Genomic DNA, 18967 nt, shown 5'->3' with positions numbered 1-18967 from the left:
GCCACAGCAGGATGCGGACGCGCGCGGAGATGCGACGGCGCACGGCCCCCTCTGAGGCGGCCGCGGCGGTCGCAGTGGTCTCTGCGGCCGCCTCGGCCTCAGCCGTCGTCGCCCGGTCCGTCGTCGTTGGCGTCGTCATCGGCGTCGTCGCCCGACCGCGCGGGGGCGCCGGATCCGGATCCCCGGTCGTCGTCATCGTCATCCGCGTCACTCGTGCCGCCTGTACTGCCTGTATCGCCCGTGCCGCCCGTACGTCCCTCGCCGTTGCCGCTGTCGTCGGAGCCGTCGCTGACCGGGGGCCGGTCGACGACCTGGTCGCTCGGCGTGGGCCGCGGCGCGGTGGGCGTGCCGGACGGGGAGCCGCTCTCCAGTTCCACCTTGGGCGGGACCTTGGGCTCGGAGGGGCTGTCCGTCAGGGCGTAGCTCGTCACGGCGATGCCGAGCGGAATCGCCACGACGGCGGCGAGTGCCGCCATGCGGTGGGAGAAGACCATGGCAGCGAGCCTGCGCGGCGTACCGCGTCGTCCGGATGAGCCGCGGATGAAGAAACCCTCATGCGACGCCGTTCGGCCGGTCCCGGGCCTTCCGGAGGGGCCCGGAATCCGCTAGGAGTCGAGGCCGATCGCGAAGGCAGCCTCCAGGTCGTGCTGGGAGTACGTGCGGAACGCGACGTGCGTGTCCGTTCCCTCCACTCCGGGGATCTTGCTGATCCGGCCCGGGATGACGTCCGCCAGGTCGTCGTGGCGGGCCACGCGGACCATGGCGATCAGGTCGTAGGTGCCCGTGACGGAGAAGACCTCGCTGACGCTGTCGAGGGCGGCGATCGACTCGGCGATCTCCGGGATCCGGTCCACGCTGGTCTTGATGAGCACGATCGCGGTGATCACGGCTGGCTGTCTCCCTCGGTGGCCGGTCCTGAGGCCTTCACTCTATCCGGCCCCCGGTAGCGCACCCAGGAGTAGACAAACCCGAGCGAAAACCCCACGAGGTGCGCCAGGTACGCCACTCCGGGCCCCTGTTTCTCCTGCGCCGCTGCCACCCACTGGAGCGCGGCCCAGAAGGGCAGCACCACCCAGGCCGGGAACCGCAGCGGCAGGAAGAACAGGAACGGCAGGAGGCTGGTGACGCGCGCCTTCGGGAAGAGGTAGAGAAAGGCGCCGAGCACGGCGGAGATCGCCCCGGACGCGCCGACCAGGCTCTGTCCTGATCCGGCGTGCGCGACGGCGTAGCCGGACAGGGCGAGGCAGCCGCAGCCCACAGTGAAGAGCCCGTACCGGAGGTGGCCCATGCGCTCCTCGACCAGCACCCCGAACACGTACAGGAACAGCATGTTGCCGAGCAGATGCAGCCAGCTGCCGTGCACGAACAGGGCCGTCAGGGGAGTGAGGGCGGCCCGCGGCTTGCCGCTGAGGAGTTCGACGGGTACCACGCCCCAGCGTGCGAAGTAGGCCTGCTGGGCGGCGATGAGCCGGTCCCCGGTGCCGTACGACGGGTTGAGCCCCGACAGCGGGGACAGGACGAAGACCGCGCAGCAGACGGCGATCAGCGCGTACGTCACCGGCGCGGCCTGGTGTCTGATCGCGCGGCCCGCCGCCACGCCCCACGTGTTGATCATGCACAGAGCATGACGTAAAGCGATGAAAGCGTGCATACCGCCTCGCCCGGGTGGTCACGCCTCAGATACGGGCGACTCTCCCGCGTGCGCACGGCGGTCCTTATGCAGGCCTTAGGGTTACGGGAAATGCGCACCACGACCCCCGAAGGAAAGCGGACGCCCCGATGACGGTTCCCCTGCCGACCGACTCCACTCGATGGCGCTGCGCGCTCTGCGGCAACCTCACGCGGTTCGACGTGACCCGCTCCTCCAAGGTCGTCGAATACGTGCACCTCGACCTGGCCGGAGCGCCGAAGATCGAGGAACGCGAGGTGGTCAGTGAGACCATCGAGTCGGTCCGCTGCCGCTGGTGCAACGCGGTGGACCAGGTGGAACTCGTGGACAGGCCCGGGGCCGGCTCCTGAAGGGAGCGGGCCCCGCACAGCTAGTGGGGTGACCGATGGTTAAGAGCGCGGGCGGAACGCCGGAGGACGGCGCCGCTGAGGTGCTCGACCGTCCGCTGCCCGACGGCGTGCGGCGGGCGGTCGTACAGATCGTGTCGGACGGGTTCGGCGGCCTGACCGTCGCCGAACTGCCGCCGCAGCTGCGGCAGTACGCGCGCTTCACGCCCAGCAGGCGCGTGAAGTTCGCGGGCAACGCCATGGCCACCGCCCTGGAGGGCGACCCGGTGTTCCGCCAGCGCATCGGCGAGCGCCTGCGCGAGGCGCAGCCCGAGCTGACCGGGGCCCTGGACGCGGGCACCCCGCCGCCCGCGGCCGACCCCCTTGACGTGGCGGCCGCCGCCTATGTGCTGCGCCCCACCGGCTGGGTGAAGCTCGTCACGGCGGCGGGCGAGGAGGCCCAGCGGGCGGACGCCGAGCGCGCCGACGAGGAGACCAGGGCCGAGCTCGAGCGGCTGCGCGCGGAGCTCGCCGCCGCCCGCGCCCACACCAAGACCGAGACCGAGCGCCTTCGCGCGGAGCTGGACGCGGCGAAGAAGGAAGCCGAATCGATGCACCGCAAGCTGCGCGGGGCCCTCAGCGACGTCAAGCGCGGCGAGGCGGCCCTGCGCAAGGCCGCCGCCGACGCCGAGGCCACGCGCGCCGAGGGGCAGACGCAGCTGTCCGCCGCCGAGAGCGAGGCGCGGCGGCTCAAGGCGCGCCTCGGCGAGGCCGAGGCGGCCCTTGAGGCGGCCCGCAGGGCCGCCCGCGAGGGCCGCAGCGTGGAGGACATGCGGGTGCGGCTGCTGCTCGACACGGTGCTCGACGCGGCCCAGGGCCTGCGCCGCGAACTCGCGCTGCCGCCGGTGTCCGTGCGGCCCGCCGAGACCGTGGACGCCGTCGAGCCCGGCCGGATGACGCCCAAGGACATCGCCGCGCGCGCCCTGTCCGAGAACGACCCGGCGATCCTCGACCAGCTCCTGGCCCTGCCGCAGGCGCATCTGGTGGTGGACGGCTACAACGTGACCAAGACCGGCTATCCCACGATGCCCCTGGAGAAGCAGCGCCTTCGCCTGCTCGGCTCCCTCTCGCAGCTGGCGCTCCAGAGCGGGGCCGAGGTCACCTGCGTCTTCGACGGCGCCGAGCTGGCCGCGCCAGTGTTGCTCGCGCCGCCGCGCGGGGTGCGGGTGCTGTTCTCCAAGCCGGGGGTCACCGCGGACGAGCTGATCCGCCAGCTGGTGCGGGCCGAACCGCCGGGACGCCCGGTGATCGTCGCCTCGACCGACCGCGAGGTGGCCGACGGGATCGCGAAGGCGGGGGCGCGGCCGGTGGCCTCCGCGGTGCTCCTGAAGCGGCTCTCACGCGGCTGAGGTCGGCTGACGGCGGCTGAGGTCGGCTGAGGGCGGCTTCCCCGCACCGCGAAGGCGGCTTTCGCCTGGCTGGCCCCATCCGTAACTCCCGTACCGTATGACCGAATTGGTCCGACGTCGGATGCGACGCACCGTCAACTGACCGCTACTGAACGTCGATCTTCTGTAAAGAAAACGATGGACGGTCGACTTTTTTCCGGTGAGGATTTGATCTGATCACAATGGGGTCACTAGGGTCACGCCCAAACCTCCGCTCTGTTGATCACTCATCGAAGGAGCCGCCCTCGTGGCGTCCCACCGTCGACCCAAGCAGCCGGGCCGCACCCGCGTGACCGTGCTCACCGCGACCGCCGCCGCTGCCGTGGCGCTCACCTCGCAGGCGGCCAACGCCGCGCCCGGCGACAAGCCGAGCAAGGACGAGGTCAAGTCCAAGGTCGACAAGCTCTACGAAGAGGCCGAGAAGGCGACCGAGAAGTACAACGGCGCCAAGGAGAAGCAGCAGAAGCTGGAGAAGCAGGTCGACCGCCTCCAGGACAAGGTCGCCCGCGGCCAGGACGAGCTCAACGACCTGCGCGGCGGCGTCGGTTCGCTCGCCAGCGCGCAGTACCGCTCCGGCGGCATAGACCCCTCCCTGCAGCTGTTCCTCTCCTCCGACCCGGACAGCTACCTGGACAAGGCCTCCGCGCTCGACCAGCTGAGCACCAAGCAGGCCGAGGCCCTGAAGAAGATCCAGGCCAAGCAGCGCACCCTCGCGCAGCAGCGCAAGGAGGCCTCCGACAAGCTGGCCGACCTCGCCACCACGCGCGAGGAGCTCGGCAAGAAGAAGCGCGAGGTCCAGGGCAAGCTCGGCCAGGCGCAGCGCCTGCTCAACTCGCTGTCCGCCAAGGAGCGCGCCGCCCTCAAGGCCAAGGAGGACCGCGCGAGCCGCGACGCCGAGCGCAAGGCGTCCAACGCCTCGGACCCCTCCGAAGCGCCCAAGACCGACGCCCCCAAGGGCGGCGCGAAGGGCTCCAGCCGCACCATGGCGGCGTACGCGGCCGCGCAGAGCAAGATCGGCTCGCCGTACGTCTACGGCGCCAGCGGCCCCAGCTCCTTCGACTGCTCCGGCCTCACCTCCTGGGCGTACGCGCAGGCCGACGTCTCCATCCCGCGCACCTCGCAGGCCCAGGCCAGCTACGGGACGCGCATCGCGTCGCAGAGCGACCTCAAGGTCGGCGACCTGGTCATCTTCTACGGCGACCTGCACCACGTCGGCTTCTACGCGGGCAACGGCCAGGTGCTGCACGCCCCGCGCACCGGCGCCGTGGTGCGCTACGAGTCGATCAACAACATGCCGTTCCAGTTCGGCGTCCGCATCTGATCCCTCCAACGGCCGTGGGCGGCGCCGCCCGTTCGGGCGAATTCCGCCACCTTCCAGTGACCCCGTGCCCCGTCGGTGACCTGCGTCTCCGGCGGGGCGTCACTGTGCGTAGACGGCGAGGGTCTTTGGCCGCGACGTGATCACGCGGCTACTGTCGCGCGCGTTCCCCGACAACCGGGGTGCGGCTCCCGCGTCCACGGGGGTCCGTCCAGCGGAAGGGAGAGCGGCTACCCGTGGGGTTCCATCGCCGTCCCGCAGCCACCGGCCTCGACCGGAGCGCGCGCACCGCCACCGTCACCGTGCTGTCCGCCGCCACCGCGGCGGCGGCCCTCGCGGTCCCCGCGAGCGCCGCGCCCGCCGACACACCGGCCGCGACCAAGGCCAAGGTGGACCGGCTCTACGAGCAGGCCGAACAGGCCACGGAGGCGTACAACAAGGCGGACGAGCGCGCCGACACGCTGCGTCGTCAGGTCGAGCGGGCCAAGGACAAGGTCGCCCGCGGCCAGGAGCACATCAACGCGATGCGCGGCGCGATCGGCACGCTCGCCGAGGCGCAGTACCGCTCCGGCGGCATCGACCCCTCGCTCGCCCTGATGCTGTCCTCCGACCCGGACGGCTACCTGGAGCGGGCCTCCCGCCTCGACCGCGTCAGCGACCGCCAGACCGGCCGCCTCGCCAAGCTCCAGCGCGCCCAGCGCGAACTCTCCCAGGAGCGCACGGAGGCCACCCGCAAACTCGCCGAGCTTGAGAAGAGCCGCAAGGCCGTCGCCCGCCACAAGCGGGTCGTCGAGGACAAGCTGGCCAAGGCCCGGCGGCTGCTCAACTCCCTGTCGGCGGCGCAGCGCCAGGAGTACGACAGGGCCTCGCGCTCCGACGGCGGCGAGGCCCGCCCCGACCTCTCCGCCTCCGGCGGCGGGGGCGCCCCCGCGTCCTCGCGCGCGGCCGCCGCCATCGCCGCGGCGCGCTCCGCGGTCGGCAAACCGTACGTGTGGGGCGCCAACGGGCCCACCGGCTTCGACTGTTCGGGCCTCACCCAGTGGTCGTACGCGCAGGCGGGCGTCGGCCTGCCGCGCACCTCGCAGGCCCAGCGGTACGCCGGGCGGCAGGTGCCGCTCTCCCAGGCCCAGCCCGGCGACCTCGTCACCTACCGCGACGACGCCAGCCACGTCGGGATGTACGTCGGCAACGGCCAGGTGGTGCACGCGCCCTACCCGGGCGCCGCGGTGCGCTACGACCCGGTGGGCATGATGCCGGTCTCCTCCGTCACGCGGGTCTGAGCGGCGCAGGAGCGAGGGCGGCGGGCGCCGTCCCCGTACGATCGGGAACATGGCTGGTCGACGGCGTGGGCGTGGAGTGCGGGCGGCGGGACTGTGTCTCGCGGTGCTCGCCCCCGCCGTGCTCGCGGGCTGCGGCGGGCCCGCGCGGTCGGACGCCGCGCCCGACGACGTGCGGCGGCTCCTGGAGCGGCGCGCGACCGCGGTCCTCGACCGCGACGCGCGGGCCTACCGCGCCACCGGCGGGCCCGCCGCCGGGTACGACAACCTCCGCGAGCTGCCCCTGCGGTCCTGGGCGTACCGCCTGAAGGACTTCGACCGCGAAGGCTCCCGCGCCACCGCCACCGCCGAACTGAGCTACCGCGTCGCGGGCTACGACCGCGCGCCCCTCACCGCCGACCGCGCGCTCTCGCTCCAACGGCGCGACGGGCGCTGGTACGTGACGGCGGAGCGGCCCGCGCGCAAGGCCGTCGAACAGCTCTGGGACCAGGGCCGCGTCGAGTCCGTGCGCGGCACCCACAGCCTGGTGCTCGGCGTCGGCCGCGACCGCGCGGACCTGCGGCGGTACGCGCGGCTCGCCGACGAGGCGGTGCCCGCCGTGCGGGCCGCCTGGCCGCGCCCCTGGCCAGGACGGGTCGTGGTGCTCGTGCCGAAGTCCCTGGACGGCATGGCGGACCTGCTCGGCGCGCCCGCGTCCGGCTACCAGGGCATCGCGGCGGTGACCACGGGCGAGGCGGGCGGCTCCGGGAAGGCGCCCGCCGACCGGATCATCGTCAACCCCGAGGCGTACGGCGTCCTCGGCGACCTCGGCAAGCAGGTCGTCCTCACCCACGAGACCACCCATGTCGCCACCCGCGCCCACACCTCGCGGGCCACCCCGCTGTGGCTCTCCGAGGGCTTCGCGGACTGGGTCGGCTACCGGGGCACGGGCCGCTCCGCCGAGCAGGCCGCGCCGGAGCTGCGGCGCGCCGTGCTGGACGGCTCGCTGCCCGCCACGCTGCCCAGGGACGCGGACTTCGGCTTCAGCGGCGACGCCGCCCGCCTCGCCCAGGCCTACGAGGGCGCGTGGCTGGCCTGCCGGATGATCGCCAAGGAGTGGGGCGAGGCCAAGCTCGTGGAGTTCTACGCGGCCGTCGGCGCCCACGACCGGCGGGCCGACGCGGTCGAGGAGGCCCTGCGGGACGTCCTGGACACCACGCCGGAGGACTTCACCGCGCGCTGGCGGGACTATCTGCGGCAGGAGCTCGGCTGAGGTCCTGGGCGGTCCTGGGGACCACCGTCGCCCGCCACAGCGTCCGGCAGGCGAGGACCGTGGCCGCCACGAGCAGGCCGTTGCGGACGACCAGGAGCGTCACGCCCAGCGCGTCGCTCGCCACCACGTGCGCGAACCACACCGGGAACTCCAGGAGCGTCACCGGCGTCGCGGCCAGGACGAGCACGGCGGGCACGGTCATGCGGCTCTCGCGGTAGACGAGGCACACCGCCGCCGTCCCCACCAGCCACACCAGGTACTGCGGGCTGATCACCCGGCTGGTCGTCGTGAACAGCAGCACGGCGGCGAACGCGGCGTCCGCGGGCGTCGTCACCGACCAGACGCGGGCCCGCACCCGCCACAGCAGCAGCCAGCCGAAGGCCACCACCGTCAGCGCCTGCGCGAGGGCGCTCACCAACGGGACGTACGGGCCGAGGAATTCCACCGAGCCGTAGTTGAGCTGGACGGTGCCCTCCCAGCCCAGGTGGCGCGCGACGTGGAAGACGAGCGCGCCCAGGGACTCCACCTCCGTGCCCCGGTCGCGCTGGAAGGCCAGGAACGCGAACGCGCCCGGCATCGCCGCCACGCACACCACCGCGACCGCGCCCGCGGTGACCGCCGCCGCGCCCCAGGCGCGCCGCGTCGCCCGCCCCCGCTCCACGCCGAGCAGGAGCAGCACCGGCCACACCTTCACCAGCGCGCCGAGACCCGCGAGGACCCCGGTCGCGCGCGCCCGGCGCGCCCCGGCGAGCAGCGCCGCCACGGCCAGGGCCGTCACCATCAGGTCATAGCGCGCGTACACCGTCGGGCCGAGCAGGGCCACGCCTGCCGTCCACACCCAGGCGCCCCGCGGGGTGCGCCCCGGGCCGCCGCCCGCGTGCACGAGCAGGCCCGTCACCACCGCGTCGGCCACGAAGCACAGCAGGAAGAACGCGGCCGGGTAGCTGAGGAAGGGCAGCGCGCCGGGACCGAGCACCGCGAGCGCGGCGGCGGGCGGGTACTGCCAGGCGACGTCGTCCAGGGGGAAGGTGCCGGTGCGCAGGACCTCGTACCAGCCCTGGTAGATGACCGTGACGTCGCTGGTCACGTCCGGGCCCGGGACGAGGAGCACCTTGAAGACGCAGAGCAGGAGCAGGGCCCTGGTCACCGACCAGAGGGCCAGAAGCCGCAGTTCCGTCATGCACACCACGCCCGTTATTGGATGTTTTGATGGGGTTTGGTGGCCATGATGCCTCGGTGTGGGACGGGGAAACGGGAAGGCGCGGCCGGGCATTCAAGCCCGTCCGGCGTTTGAGGACGAGCGCGCAGCGCGATAGAGCGGCGCCGGGCAGCGGGGCAGCCGGGCAGCGGGGCGGCGGGGCGGCGGGGCCACCGGAGCAAGTGCGGCCGCAGGCCCGGTACTGTCGGCGTCGATGCACAAGACCCTGATCGTCACGAACGACTTCCCGCCCAGGCCCGGTGGCATCCAGGCGTTCCTGCACAACATGGCGCTGCGCCTGGACCCGTCCGAGATCGTCGTCTACGCCTCCACCTGGAAGCGGAGCCGCGAGGGCGCCGAGGCGACCGCCGCGTTCGACGCCGAGCAGCCCTATCCGGTCGTCCGCGACTCCACGACCATGCTGCTGCCCACCCCCCGCGTCACCCGCCGCGCCGTCTCGCTCCTCAAGGAACACGGCTGTACGTCGGTGTGGTTCGGGGCGGCCGCGCCGCTCGGCCTGATGGCGCCCGCGCTGCGCCGGGCCGGGGCGCGGCGGCTCGTGGCGACCACGCACGGGCACGAGGCGGGCTGGGCGCAGCTGCCCGCGTCCCGTCAGCTCCTGCGCCGCGTCGGCGAGTCCACGGACACCCTCACCTACCTCGGCGAGTACACGCGCTCGCGGATCGCCGCCGCCCTGACGCCCGCCGCCGCCGGGCGCATGGTCCAACTGCCGCCCGGCGTCGACGAGAAGACCTTCCACCCCGGCTCCGGCGGCGCCGCCGTGCGCGCCCGGCTCGGGCTCACCGACCGGCCCGTCGTGGTCTGCGTCTCGCGGCTCGTCCCGCGCAAGGGCCAGGACACGCTGATCCTCGCCCTGCCCCGGATCCTCGCCGCCGAGCCGGACGCGGTGCTCCTGATCGTGGGCGGCGGGCCCTACGAGAAGGAACTGCGCAGGCTCGCCGCCGAGACGCGGGTCGCGGACTCCGTGGTGTTCACGGGGCCCGTCCCCTGGGAAGAGCTTCCGGCCCACTACGGCGCCGGGGACGTCTTCGCCATGCCCTGCCGCACCCGTCGCGGTGGGCTCGACGTGGAGGGACTCGGCATCGTCTATCTGGAGGCGTCCGCCACGGGGCTTCCCGTCGTCGCCGGGGACTCCGGTGGGGCGCCGGACGCCGTGCTCGACGGGGAGACGGGGTGGGTCGTGCGGGGCGGGTCCCCTGAGGATGCCGCCGAGCGGATCGTGGCGTTGCTGGGGGACGCGGAGTTGCGGCGGCGGATGGGGGAGCGGGGGCGTGCCTGGGTCGAGGAGCGGTGGCGCTGGGACCTCTTGGCGGACGACCTGCGCGCGCTGCTGTAGCCCGCGCGGGGCGCCCCAGGCCCGCCCCTTCCCGCTCCGGGTGCGGCTGCCCCCGTTCCCCCGCTCACAGACATTGGCGCTCCGCGCCTCGTCCTCAAACGCCGGACGGGCTGAAATACCTCGCCGCAACCGGCAGGTATTTGAGCCCGTCCGGCGATTGAGGACAAGCGCGAAGCGCGGGAATCTAGCCCGTCCGGCGATTGAGGACGAGCCGCGAAGCGGCGATGAAACCGCCAGGCTACCCCCGGTACAGCGCCTCGATCTCGTCGGCGTAGTCCTTCGCCACCACGTTCCGCTTCAGCTTCAGCGAAGGCGTCAGGTGGCCGGAGTCCTCCGTGAACTGGGCGGAGAGGACGCGGAACTTGCGTACCGACTCGGCCTTGGACACCGCCGCGTTGCCGTCGTCCACGGCCCGCTGGACGGCGGCGAGCAGGTCGGGGTCCTCGCGCAGGGACGCCGCCGTGGCCCCGGCGGGCTTGCCGTTCTCCTGGGCCCAGCGGCCCAGGAACTCCTCGTCGAGGGTGACGAGCGCGGCCACGAACGGGCGTCCGTCGCCGACGACCATGCACTCGGCGACGAGCGCGTGCGCGCGGATGCGGTCCTCAATGACGGCGGGCGCGACGTTCTTGCCGCCCGCCGTCACGATGATCTCCTTCTTGCGGCCGGTGATCCGCAGGTACCCGTCCTCGTCGAGGGTGCCGATGTCCCCGGTGTGGAACCAGCCGTCGGCGAGGGCCTCCTCGGTGGCGCCCTCGTTGTTCCAGTACTCCTTGAACAGGTGCTCGCCGTGCAGCAGCACCTCGCCGTCGTCGGCGATGCGGACGACCGAGCCGGGCAGCGGCTGACCGACCGTGCCGATCTTCTGCCGGTCCCAGGGGTTGAACGCGGTGGCCGCGCAGGACTCGGTGAGGCCGTAGCCCTCAAGGACGGTGAAGCCGATGCCGCGGAAGAAGTGGCCGAGGCGCTCGCCCAGCGGGGCGCCGCCGGAGATGGCGAACTCGCCGCGCCCGCCGAGCACGGCCCGCAGCTTGCTGAAGACGAGCTTGTCGAACAGCTTGTGCTTCAGGCGCAGGCCCAGGGAGGGGCCGCCAGGGGCGTCGAGCGCGCGGCTGTACGCGATCGCCGTGTCCGCGGCCTTGTCGAAGATCTTCAGCTTGCCGTCGGCCTGCGCCTTGGCGCGCGCCCCGTTGTAGACCTTCTCGAACACGCGCGGCACGCCGAGGATCAACGTCGGCCGGAACGCGGCCAGTTCGTCGGTGAGGTGCTTGATGTCGGGGGCGTGGCCCAGCTTGATGGGGGCCATCAGCGCGGCCACCTCCACCAGACGGCCGAAGACGTGCGCGACGGGCAGGAAGAGGAGCACCGAGCACTCACCCGTACGGAACAGCGGGTTGAGCCGCTCCACCACGTTGCCGCACTCCGCGAAGAAGCTGCGGTGGGTGAGGACGCAGCCCTTGGGGCGTCCGGTGGTGCCCGAGGTGTAGACGATCGTCGCCGGGTCGTCGGCGCCCGCGACGGCGCTGCGCTCGTCGACGGTGTCCTCCGTGACCTCCGCGCCCGCCCGGTTCAGCTCCTCGACGGCGCCCCGGTCGATCTGCCACACATGGGCGAGGGACGGCAGGCGGTCGCGCACGGAGTCCACCGCGGCCGCGTGCGCGTCCGACTCGACGACGCACGCCACGGCGCCGGAGTCACCGAGGATCCACTGGATCTGCTCGGCGGAGCTGGTCTCGTACACCGGCACGGTGACCGCGCCCGCGCTCCAGATCGCGAAGTCGAAGAGAGTCCACTCGTAGCGCGTACGCGACATCAGGCCCACGCGGTCGCCCGGGCCCACGCCCGCGGCGATCAGACCTTTGGCGGCGGCGCGCACCTCGGCGAGGAACGCCGTCGCCGTGACGTCCTCCCACTGCCCGTTCACCTTGCGTCCGATGACGGCGACATCCGGGTGCTGCGCGGCGTTGCGGCGGACGATGTCGGTCAGATTGCCGTCCGCGGGGACCTCGTACAGGGCCGGAAGGCTGAACTCGCGCAAGACTGCTGCTCCTACATAGGGCGCCGACGCCACGACGTTGTGCGATGCGACGGTGCGGTCCAAGGTCGGGCAGGCGCTCAGCCGTAGGGGGCTTCGGGGGGTTCACTGACGGGCTGAGCACTACTGGACTGCCCGGACGTTACCCACCGGTATGGCTGGTTCGGTAGGGGGGCCGGGCCAGATGTTCCGTGCGTCACACGACGTTGTGGTCTGAACCGCACAGTACGCCACGCTCTTCCTGACTCGGAAGTAACCGCAGGTCCCACCGCCGTGCCCCGGTCCCTCGCCCCGCCCTGTCCCGGCGCGACCCGGGCGCCTTAGGGTGACCGGCATGCGAGGTTTCCGGGTCCATGTGGTCAGTGACGTGCACGGCAACGCCGCGGACCTGGCCCGCGCGGGCGACGGCGCCGACGCGGTCGTCTGCCTGGGCGACCTGGTCCTGTTCCTCGACTACGCCGATCACGCGCGCGGCATCTTCCCGGACCTCTTCGGCGAAGAGAACGCCACCCGCCTCGTGGAGCTGCGCACCGCCCGCCGCTTCGAGGAGGCCCGCGCCTTCGGCGCCTCGCTGTGGGCGGGCGTCGACCGCGGCCCCGCGGTGGAGAGCGCGGTCCGCAAGCAGTACGCCGAGCTCTTCGCGGCCTTTCCCACCCCGACGTACGCCACGTACGGCAACGTCGACATCCCACGTCTCTGGCGTGAATACGCCGGTCCCGGCACCACGGTCCTCGACGGCGAGCGCGTCGAGATCGGCGGTCGCGTCTTCGGCTTCGTCGGCGGCGGCCTCAGGACGCCGATGCGCACGCCGTACGAGATCAGCGACGAGGAGTACGCCGCCAAGATCGAGGCCGTCGGCGAGGTGGACGTGCTGTGCACGCACATCCCGCCGGAGGTCCCCGAGCTCGTGTACGACACCGTGGCCCGCCGCTTCGAGCGCGGCAGCCGCGCCCTCCTGGCGGCGATCCGCAGGACCCGGCCGCGGTACTCCCTCTTCGGCCACGTCCACCAGCCGCTCGTCCGCAGGATGCGGATCGGCGCGACGGAGTGTGTGAACGTGGGGCACTTCGCGGGCTCCGGCAGGCCATGGGCCCTGGAGTGGTGAGCTCGGCCCGCGCGCTGCGAGGTAGCCTTCACGCGGCAGACACAGCCCCCGTACCGGACCGCATCTGGAGGAGCCACAGCGATGGCGGAACACACCAGCTCGAGCATCACGATCGAGGCGGCACCGGCCGACGTCATGCACGTGATCGCCGACTTCGCGCGCTATCCGGAATGGACCGGTGAGGTCAAGGAGGCCGAGGTCCTCGCGACGGACGGCGCGGGCCGCGCCGAGCAGGTCCGCCTCGTCATGGACGCGGGCGCGATCAAGGACGACCAGACCCTTGCGTACACCTGGACCGGCGAGCACGAGGTGTCCTGGACCCTCGTCAAGTCCCAGATGCTGCGCTCCCTGGACGGCTCCTACCTCCTGAAGGCCGCGGGCACGGGCACCGAGGTCACCTACCGGCTTACCGTCGACGTCAAGATCCCCATGCTCGGCATGATCAAGCGCAAGGCGGAGAAGGTCATCATCGACCGCGCCCTCGCGGGCCTGAAGCAGCGCGTCGAGACCAAGTAGTCGAGGTAGTCGAGGTAGTCGAGGTAGCTGAGGTAGCTGAGGTAGCTGAGGTAGCTGAGGTAGCCGAGCGGCCGCACGCGGCGCCGCGGCCGCCGGGCGCCGACACAGTAAGGGCCCAGTACGGACACCATGCGCACCCTCCTCATCACCGGCCCCGGCGGCGCCGGGCGGACCACGGTGGCGGCGGCCACCGCCCTCACCGCGGCCCGTGAGGGCGCCCGCACCCTGGTCCTCTCCGCGGACCGCCACGACACCCTGGGCGCGGCCCTCGGTGCGCCCACCGGACCCCGCCCCGCACCCGTGGCGCCCGGCCTGACCGCCCTGCGGCCCGCCCCCGACGACACCTTCCGCGCCGCCCTGCTCGCCCTCCAGGACCACGCGGGCCCCGCCCTTGACCTGCTCGGCGCCGACCGCGTCGACGCCGAGGAGCTCACCCCGCTGCCGGGCGCCGAGGAGCTCGCCCTGCTGCGCGCCCTGCACGACGTCGCCGAGGGCGCCCACGGCCCGTACGACACGCTCGTCGTCGACCTGCCCGCGGCCCCCCGCGCCCTCGCGCTGCTCGCCCTGCCCGAGCAGCTGCGCCGCTATCTGCGGCGCCTGCTGCCCCCGGAGCGGCAGGCGGCCCGCGCGCTGCGCCCCATGCTCGGCCGCCTCGCGGGCGTCCCCGTGCCCGCCGCGTCGCTGTACGAGACCGCGGCCCGCGGCGAGGAGCGGCTCGCCGCCGCCCAGCGCCTGATTGAGGGCCCGGACACCAGCGTGCGGCTCGTCGCCGAGCCCGGCCCCGCGGGCGCGGACGCCGTGGCAGCGGCCGCCCTCGGACTCGCCCTGCAGGGCCTGCGTCTGGACGACCTGGTCGCCAACCGCGTCCTGCCCGACGACGGCGACGGCGATGGCGACGGCGGCTCCTGGCTCGCCCCCCTGCGCGCCCAGCAGCACAAGGCGCTCGCGGAGTGGGAGGCCGACCACCGCACGTACCCCACCCACCGCGTGCGCCACCTCGGCCAGGACCCGCGCGGCCGCGACGATCTCACCGCGCTCGCCGCGCCCGGTCCCGGCCCCGCCCCCGCGGCCGTCGAGTGGCCCGTCACCGACGCGCGCGCCGAGGAGTCCCTGCTGATCTGGACCATCCCGCTGCCGGGCGCCGCCCGCGAGGACCTCGACCTGGTGCGGCGGGGCGACGAACTCGTCGTCACCGCGGGCCCGTTCCGCCGGATCGTTTCGCTGCCGTCCGCGCTGCGCCGCTGCACCGTCACGGGCGCGGGCCTGCGCGACGGGGACTTGCGCGTGCGCTTCGCGCCGGACCCGGATCTCTGGCCCCGGACCCGGTGAACGCCCTGCCGCCATTCGGGTAACGTCGAGGGTACGAATTCGTCGGCCCTGCGCAGGAGACAGCCTGTCATGAGCGACCCCATAAAGCGCGGCGCGTCCGAACCGGAGCGCCCCGAGCCGCAGGACACCGCCTCCCCTCGGCACGAGCCGCGCGAAGACGAACCCGCGCGCCCCGAAGCACTCCAGGACGCCCCTGAAGCACCCCAGGACGCCCCCGAGGCAGCGGCCTCTCAGACCCCGGAGGCGCCGGAGACCACAGAGACCGCGGCGTCCCCCGAGGTACGCGAGACCACCGCTGCCGCCAAGGCCCCCTCAGCCCCCGCCGCCACCGAGGCTCCTGACGCCCCCGAGGCCCCCGACGCCGACGCGTGGGCGGCCGCCTGCGCCGAGGACCTCGCCGCGGAGAAGGCCCGCCGCCGCGCCCAGTACGGCCCGCCCCCCGGCTCCGCCGCCGAGGAGCTGCGCAAGCTCGTCGACGCCGTCTCGGACAAGCTCTCCGGACTCCAGAGCCCGCTGCTCGGCGGCCTCCAGGGCCCGCTGTTCGGCGCGGTCGCCCAGGGCGCCGTGCGGGAGACCGTGCAGCAGGTCGTCAAGCAGGCCAAGGCCGCCGTCGAACCCGTCCTCGAACGCAACCCCGACGTCGTCGACCACCTGGCCGCCGCGGGCTCCGAACTGCTCGCGGCCTACCGCAGCGCGGTCACGGGCCAGGAGGGCCGCTGGACCCGCGACACCGGCGGCCGGACGGCCCGGCAGGGCGGCTCCGAAGGCCCTGACGAGGGTCCCGGACCTGGGGAACGCATCGATCTGGACTGACCCCCCTCGGGTACGGTGGGCCGTAGCGGGGCTCGATCGAACTGAGGGATTCATGGGACTCACCATCGGCGTCGACATCGGCGGCACGAAGATCGCGGCCGGAGTGGTCGACGAGGACGGCCACATCCTGTCGACGTTCAAGGTGCCCACGCCGGGCACCCCCGAGGCCATCGTCGACGCGATCGCCTCCGCCGTGGAGGGCGCGCGCGCCGGGCACGAGATCGTCGGCGTGGGCATCGGCGCCGCCGGATACGTCAACCGCCAGCGCTCCACGGTCTACTTCGCACCGAACATCGACTGGCGCCAGGAGCCGCTCAAGGACAAGGTCGAGGAGCGCGTGGGCCTGCCGGTCGTCGTCGAGAACGACGCCAACGCGGCCGCCTGGGGCGAGTACAAGTTCGGCGGCGGCAAGGGCCACCGCAACGCCATCTGCATCACGCTCGGCACCGGCCTCGGCGGCGGCATCATCATCGGCAACAAGCTGCGCCGCGGCCACTTCGGCGTCGCCGCCGAGTTCGGCCACATCCGCATGGTGCCGGACGGCCTGCTGTGCGGCTGCGGCAGCCAGGGCTGCTGGGAGCAGTACGCCTCGGGCCGCGCCCTCGTGCGGTACGCGAAGCAGCGCGCCAACGCCGCCCCGGAGAACGCGGAGTACCTCCTCTCGCTCGGCGACGGCACCCCCGAAGGCATCGAGGGCAAGCACATCTCCATGGCCGCGCGCCAGGGCGACCCGGTCGCCGTGGACTCCTACCGCGAGCTGGCCCGCTGGGTCGGCGCGGGCCTCGCCGACCTGGCCTCGCTCTTCGACCCGTCGGCGTTCATCATCGGCGGCGGCCTTTCGGACGAGGGCGAGCTGGTGCTCGACCCGATCCGCAAGTCCTTCAAGCGGTGGCTCGTCGGCGCGCAGTGGCGTCCGCAGGCGGAGGTCATCGCGGCGCGGCTCGGCAACAAGGCCGGGCTCGTCGGCGCGGCCGATCTGGCTCGGGAGCCTGATCCGGTCATGTAGGCGGCTTCCGGCGGCTGCGGGCGCCGTCGATCGCGCTGCGCGCTCGTCCTCAAGCGCCGGACAGGCTGTGAACAGCCTGTCCGGCGCTTTGCCGTGTGCCAGTCCCGTATCTTGATCGCCATGCCCACGAGCCCGACGCGTACGCTCCCCAACTCCCGCACCGAACCGGACGGTTCGGCCGTCATCCGGGTGCTCAGCTACAACATCCGCTCGATGCGCGATGACACGGACGCCCTCGCCCGTGTCATCGCCGCCTGCGCACCCGACCTCGTCCTGGTGCAGGAGGCGCCGCGGTTCTTCCGCTGGCGCAAGAAGCTCGCCCGGCTCGCCCGCGCCAGCGACCTGGTGCTGCTCTCCGGCGGCGGCACCGCCGCCGGGCCCGCGCTGCTGTGCTCGCTCAGGGCCACCGTGGAGCGGACCGAGGACGTGCTGCTTCCGCTGACGCCGGGCCTGCACCGGCGCGGCTTCGCCACGGCCGTCGTGCGCTTCGGCGACGTCCGGCTCGGCGTCCTCAGCTGCCACTTGAGCCTGCAGCGCGACGAGCGGTACGACCAGGGCGGGATGCTGCTCGACCGGCTCGCCGCGATGGGCGTGGACCACGCGGTCGCGGGCGGCGACCTCAACGACCGCCCTGAAGGACGCACCTTCCGCAGGCTCGCGGACGGCCTTCAGGACTGCTGGGCGGCCGCGCCCTGGGGCGGCGAGCAGACCTCGACGCCCGCCGACCCGCACCAGCGCATCGACGCGATCTTCGCCACCCCGGGCGTCCAAGTCCTCGGCTGCGGCGTGCCGTTGGGCCACCCCGGCGTGACGGACCGCGACCTCAAGGCGGCCACGGACCATCTGCCGGTGCTCGCGGCCCTCCGGCTGCCCAGGGGCTAGACCACGGCCCCGCGCCCCGGGTCCTCGTCCTCCTCGTCGTCGCCGCCGCGCATGCGCGCCACCAGCGTGGTGAACCCGCCGAGGAAGCCGCCGAGGCCGAGCGTGGTCAGCCACCACGTCATCTGCCAGCCGAGCAGCACGGCGAGCAGGAGCAGCAGCGGGCCGCCCATCACCGCCAGCCAGGCGAACTTGGCGGTGACGTCGGCCTCCGGCAGCGGCGGCGGCTCGGGCGGCACGAAGTGGCCCTCGTCGCCGTCGTCGAAGTCGTCCTCGGAGGGCTCCGGCGCCTCGTAGTCCCGCGGGCCCGCGCCGCCGACGCCGGGGGCGAAGGAGATGGAGCTGCCGAGCGGCCGCTTCGCCTCGCCGTCGCCGCCCTCGCCGCCGCTCTTGTCGCTGTTCTTGTCGCCGGTGTCCTTGGACAGGTCGGGGCGCTCGCCGTCGCCCGCGGGGCCGTTGGACTCAGCCTCAAGGAGCGCCAGGTCCTCGACCGACTTGAACGGCTTCACGCCGGGCGGGTCCACCGGCTCCTCGCCGTACCCGGCGACGATGGCGCGCCAGGCGGCCTCCTCGTCCAGCGGCGCGGGGGGCTCCCCGCCGGGGGGTCCCGTCCGCTCGTCGGGCTCGCGGCTCTCGTCGCGGTCCTGCTGCTCAGCCACCGGTGGCCGTCCCTTCCTTGCCTGCGCTGGGGGCGAGCCGGCCGATGAACCCGTAACTCTCTTCGAAGATCCGGTCCGCGTCGTGGTCCAACGTCGCGACGTGGTAACTCTGTTCCAGCAGGATCTCCGTGACGTCCGTGGACGAGACGCGGCTGAGCACGCGCGCCGAGTCGGCGGGCGGCACCACGTGGTCGTTCGGACTGTGCAGGAGCAGCAGCGGCTGGGTGACCTGGGGCAGTTCGGAGTCCACGAGCTGGAAGAAGCGCCGCAGCGAGTGCGCGGCGTGCAGCGGCACCCGGTCGTACCCGACCTCGTCCGAGCCCTGCTTGGCGATGTCGCTTGCGATGCCCTTGGTGGTGGGCACCAGGAAGCGGGCCACCGGCAGGGCGTGCGCGGCCAGGCCGTGCACCTTGTTCCCCGGGTTGACGACGACCACGCCGCGCACGGCGTCACCGTGCTTCGCCGCGAGGCGCAGCGCCAGGGCGCCGCCCATGGAGAGCCCGAAGACGAACACCTCCGCGCAGCGCTCCGTCAGCTGGCGCAGCTCGCGGTCCACCTCCGCGTACCAGTCCTGCCAGCCCGTGATCTGGAGGTCCTGCCAGCGCGTGCCGTGGCCCGGCAGCAGCGGCAGCGACACCGTCAGGCCGCGCTCGGCCAGATACTCCGCCCAGGGGCGCAGTGACTGCGGGGATCCGGTGAAGCCGTGACAGAGCAGGACGCCGACCTCGCCGCCCTCGTGGCGGTACGGCTCGGCTCCGGGCAGGACCGGCACCTTCGGTCTCC

General features: G+C 73.3%; 18 protein-coding genes and 1 pseudogene. 12 read left to right on the top strand and 7 right to left on the bottom strand.

Annotation, left to right across the window (positions count from 1 at the left end):
• Positions 1-98 precede the first annotated feature (98 nt).
• From AC07A4_RS34710 to AC07A4_RS34700, 3 genes are all read right to left on the bottom strand, one after another.
• Positions 99-494 (bottom strand): small secreted hydrophilic protein, encoded by a 396-nt coding sequence (locus tag AC07A4_RS34710; RefSeq protein WP_478606631.1) that lies wholly within the window; start codon positions 492-494, stop codon positions 99-101.
• A 111-nt stretch (positions 495-605) separates the two neighbouring features.
• Entirely contained in the window at positions 606-887 is a 282-nt protein-coding gene (locus AC07A4_RS34705; RefSeq protein WP_161699606.1) for an Lrp/AsnC family transcriptional regulator, read from the bottom strand.
• Positions 884-1615 carry a rhomboid family intramembrane serine protease gene (locus AC07A4_RS34700; protein WP_478606629.1) on the bottom strand — a complete coding sequence of 244 codons (732 nt, stop codon included), beginning with the start codon at positions 1613-1615 and terminating at the stop codon, positions 884-886. Before AC07A4_RS34700 ends, AC07A4_RS34705 begins: the two co-directional genes overlap by 4 nt.
• 164 nt (positions 1616-1779) lie before the next feature.
• Here AC07A4_RS34700 and AC07A4_RS34695 point away from each other — a divergent pair, with 164 nt between their 5' ends.
• The 5 genes from AC07A4_RS34695 to AC07A4_RS34675 all read left to right on the top strand — a co-directional run bounded on the left by AC07A4_RS34695 (position 1780) and on the right by AC07A4_RS34675 (position 7290).
• Entirely contained in the window at positions 1780-2019 is a 240-nt protein-coding gene (locus AC07A4_RS34695) for a hypothetical protein (protein ID WP_478606628.1), read from the top strand.
• 35 nt (positions 2020-2054) lie between these two features.
• On the top strand, positions 2055-3404 hold the full coding sequence (locus tag AC07A4_RS34690; protein ID WP_478606625.1) for an NYN domain-containing protein: 1350 nt from the start codon (positions 2055-2057) through the stop codon (positions 3402-3404).
• 286 nt (positions 3405-3690) lie between these two features.
• A complete protein-coding gene (locus AC07A4_RS34685) occupies positions 3691-4764 on the top strand; it encodes a C40 family peptidase (RefSeq protein WP_478606623.1) in 1074 nt (357 codons plus the stop codon).
• 233 nt (positions 4765-4997) lie between these two features.
• On the top strand, positions 4998-6041 hold the full coding sequence (locus AC07A4_RS34680) for a C40 family peptidase (protein ID WP_478606620.1): 1044 nt from the start codon (positions 4998-5000) through the stop codon (positions 6039-6041).
• A 49-nt stretch (positions 6042-6090) separates the two neighbouring features.
• Complete coding sequence (locus tag AC07A4_RS34675) at positions 6091-7290, top strand: hypothetical protein (protein WP_478606618.1); 1200 nt, start codon at positions 6091-6093, stop codon at positions 7288-7290.
• Here AC07A4_RS34675 and AC07A4_RS34670 read toward each other — a convergent pair.
• The gene (locus AC07A4_RS34670; protein ID WP_478606771.1) at positions 7247-8470 is read right to left on the bottom strand and encodes a glycosyltransferase 87 family protein; all 1224 of its coding nucleotides are present in this window, start codon (positions 8468-8470) and stop codon (positions 7247-7249) included. The genes AC07A4_RS34675 and AC07A4_RS34670 overlap by 44 nt on opposite strands.
• A gap of 232 nt (positions 8471-8702) precedes the next feature.
• Here AC07A4_RS34670 and AC07A4_RS34665 point away from each other — a divergent pair, with 232 nt between their 5' ends.
• Entirely contained in the window at positions 8703-9845 is a 1143-nt protein-coding gene (locus AC07A4_RS34665; protein WP_478606615.1) for a glycosyltransferase family 4 protein, read from the top strand.
• Positions 9846-10083: 238 nt separating this feature from the next.
• Here the strand turns inward: AC07A4_RS34665 and AC07A4_RS34660 are convergent, their stop codons facing one another.
• On the bottom strand, positions 10084-11880 hold the full coding sequence (locus AC07A4_RS34660; protein WP_478606613.1) for an AMP-dependent synthetase/ligase: 1797 nt from the start codon (positions 11878-11880) through the stop codon (positions 10084-10086).
• Between the two features lie 331 nt (positions 11881-12211).
• On the opposite strand from AC07A4_RS34660, the gene AC07A4_RS34655 reads away from it, so the two are divergent.
• The 6 genes and pseudogenes from AC07A4_RS34655 to AC07A4_RS34630 all read left to right on the top strand — a co-directional run bounded on the left by AC07A4_RS34655 (position 12212) and on the right by AC07A4_RS34630 (position 17528).
• Positions 12212-12982, top strand: coding sequence for a metallophosphoesterase family protein (locus AC07A4_RS34655; protein WP_478606610.1), 771 nt, complete (start codon positions 12212-12214; stop codon positions 12980-12982).
• Positions 12983-13063: 81 nt separating this feature from the next.
• Positions 13064-13498 (top strand): SRPBCC family protein, encoded by a 435-nt coding sequence (locus AC07A4_RS34650; RefSeq protein WP_478606607.1) that lies wholly within the window; start codon positions 13064-13066, stop codon positions 13496-13498.
• Between the two features lie 129 nt (positions 13499-13627).
• Positions 13628-14827, top strand: a complete 1200-nt coding sequence (locus tag AC07A4_RS34645; RefSeq protein WP_478606606.1) for an ArsA family ATPase — start codon at positions 13628-13630, stop codon at positions 14825-14827.
• A 309-nt stretch (positions 14828-15136) separates the two neighbouring features.
• Positions 15137-15640, top strand: a pseudogene (locus tag AC07A4_RS34640) (DUF5304 domain-containing protein); the annotation flags it as partial.
• A 52-nt stretch (positions 15641-15692) separates the two neighbouring features.
• Positions 15693-16646: an ROK family glucokinase gene (locus tag AC07A4_RS34635; RefSeq protein ID WP_478606603.1), complete on the top strand. Its 954-nt coding sequence runs from the start codon at positions 15693-15695 to the stop codon at positions 16644-16646.
• 120 nt (positions 16647-16766) lie between these two features.
• Positions 16767-17528, top strand: a complete 762-nt coding sequence (locus AC07A4_RS34630) for an endonuclease/exonuclease/phosphatase family protein (protein ID WP_478606600.1) — start codon at positions 16767-16769, stop codon at positions 17526-17528.
• On the opposite strand, the gene AC07A4_RS34625 is transcribed toward AC07A4_RS34630, so the two are convergent.
• Positions 17525-18184, bottom strand: coding sequence for a hypothetical protein (locus tag AC07A4_RS34625; RefSeq protein WP_478606598.1), 660 nt, complete (start codon positions 18182-18184; stop codon positions 17525-17527). The two genes, AC07A4_RS34630 and AC07A4_RS34625, sit on opposite strands and share 4 nt — an antisense overlap.
• Positions 18177-18956 (bottom strand): alpha/beta hydrolase, encoded by a 780-nt coding sequence (locus tag AC07A4_RS34620; RefSeq protein WP_478606596.1) that lies wholly within the window; start codon positions 18954-18956, stop codon positions 18177-18179. The genes AC07A4_RS34625 and AC07A4_RS34620 overlap by 8 nt, the downstream gene beginning before the upstream one ends.
• Between the last annotated feature and the right edge of the window lie 11 nt (positions 18957-18967).

This window comes from Streptomyces sp. NPDC043996, assembly GCF_056435225.1.
This window is presented reverse-complemented; position numbering and strand designations above follow the sequence as displayed.

Excerpts from the sequence above, each read along its gene's own strand:
- AC07A4_RS34695 (WP_478606628.1), top strand. The coding sequence starts at position 1,780 with ATGACGGTTCCCCTGCCGACCGACTCCACTCGATGGCGCTGCGCGCTC.
- AC07A4_RS34650 (WP_478606607.1), top strand. The coding sequence starts at position 13,064 with ATGGCGGAACACACCAGCTCGAGCATCACGATCGAGGCGGCACCGGCC.
- AC07A4_RS34670 (WP_478606771.1), bottom strand. The coding sequence starts at position 8,470 with ATGACGGAACTGCGGCTTCTGGCCCTCTGGTCGGTGACCAGGGCCCTG.
- AC07A4_RS34675 (WP_478606618.1), top strand. The coding sequence starts at position 6,091 with ATGGCTGGTCGACGGCGTGGGCGTGGAGTGCGGGCGGCGGGACTGTGT.
- AC07A4_RS34665 (WP_478606615.1), top strand. The coding sequence starts at position 8,703 with ATGCACAAGACCCTGATCGTCACGAACGACTTCCCGCCCAGGCCCGGT.
- AC07A4_RS34690 (WP_478606625.1), top strand. The coding sequence starts at position 2,055 with ATGGTTAAGAGCGCGGGCGGAACGCCGGAGGACGGCGCCGCTGAGGTG.
- AC07A4_RS34635 (WP_478606603.1), top strand. The coding sequence starts at position 15,693 with ATGGGACTCACCATCGGCGTCGACATCGGCGGCACGAAGATCGCGGCC.
- AC07A4_RS34700 (WP_478606629.1), bottom strand. The coding sequence starts at position 1,615 with ATGATCAACACGTGGGGCGTGGCGGCGGGCCGCGCGATCAGACACCAG.
- AC07A4_RS34655 (WP_478606610.1), top strand. The coding sequence starts at position 12,212 with ATGCGAGGTTTCCGGGTCCATGTGGTCAGTGACGTGCACGGCAACGCC.
- AC07A4_RS34630 (WP_478606600.1), top strand. The coding sequence starts at position 16,767 with ATGCCCACGAGCCCGACGCGTACGCTCCCCAACTCCCGCACCGAACCG.
- AC07A4_RS34645 (WP_478606606.1), top strand. The coding sequence starts at position 13,628 with ATGCGCACCCTCCTCATCACCGGCCCCGGCGGCGCCGGGCGGACCACG.
- AC07A4_RS34710 (WP_478606631.1), bottom strand. The coding sequence starts at position 494 with ATGGTCTTCTCCCACCGCATGGCGGCACTCGCCGCCGTCGTGGCGATT.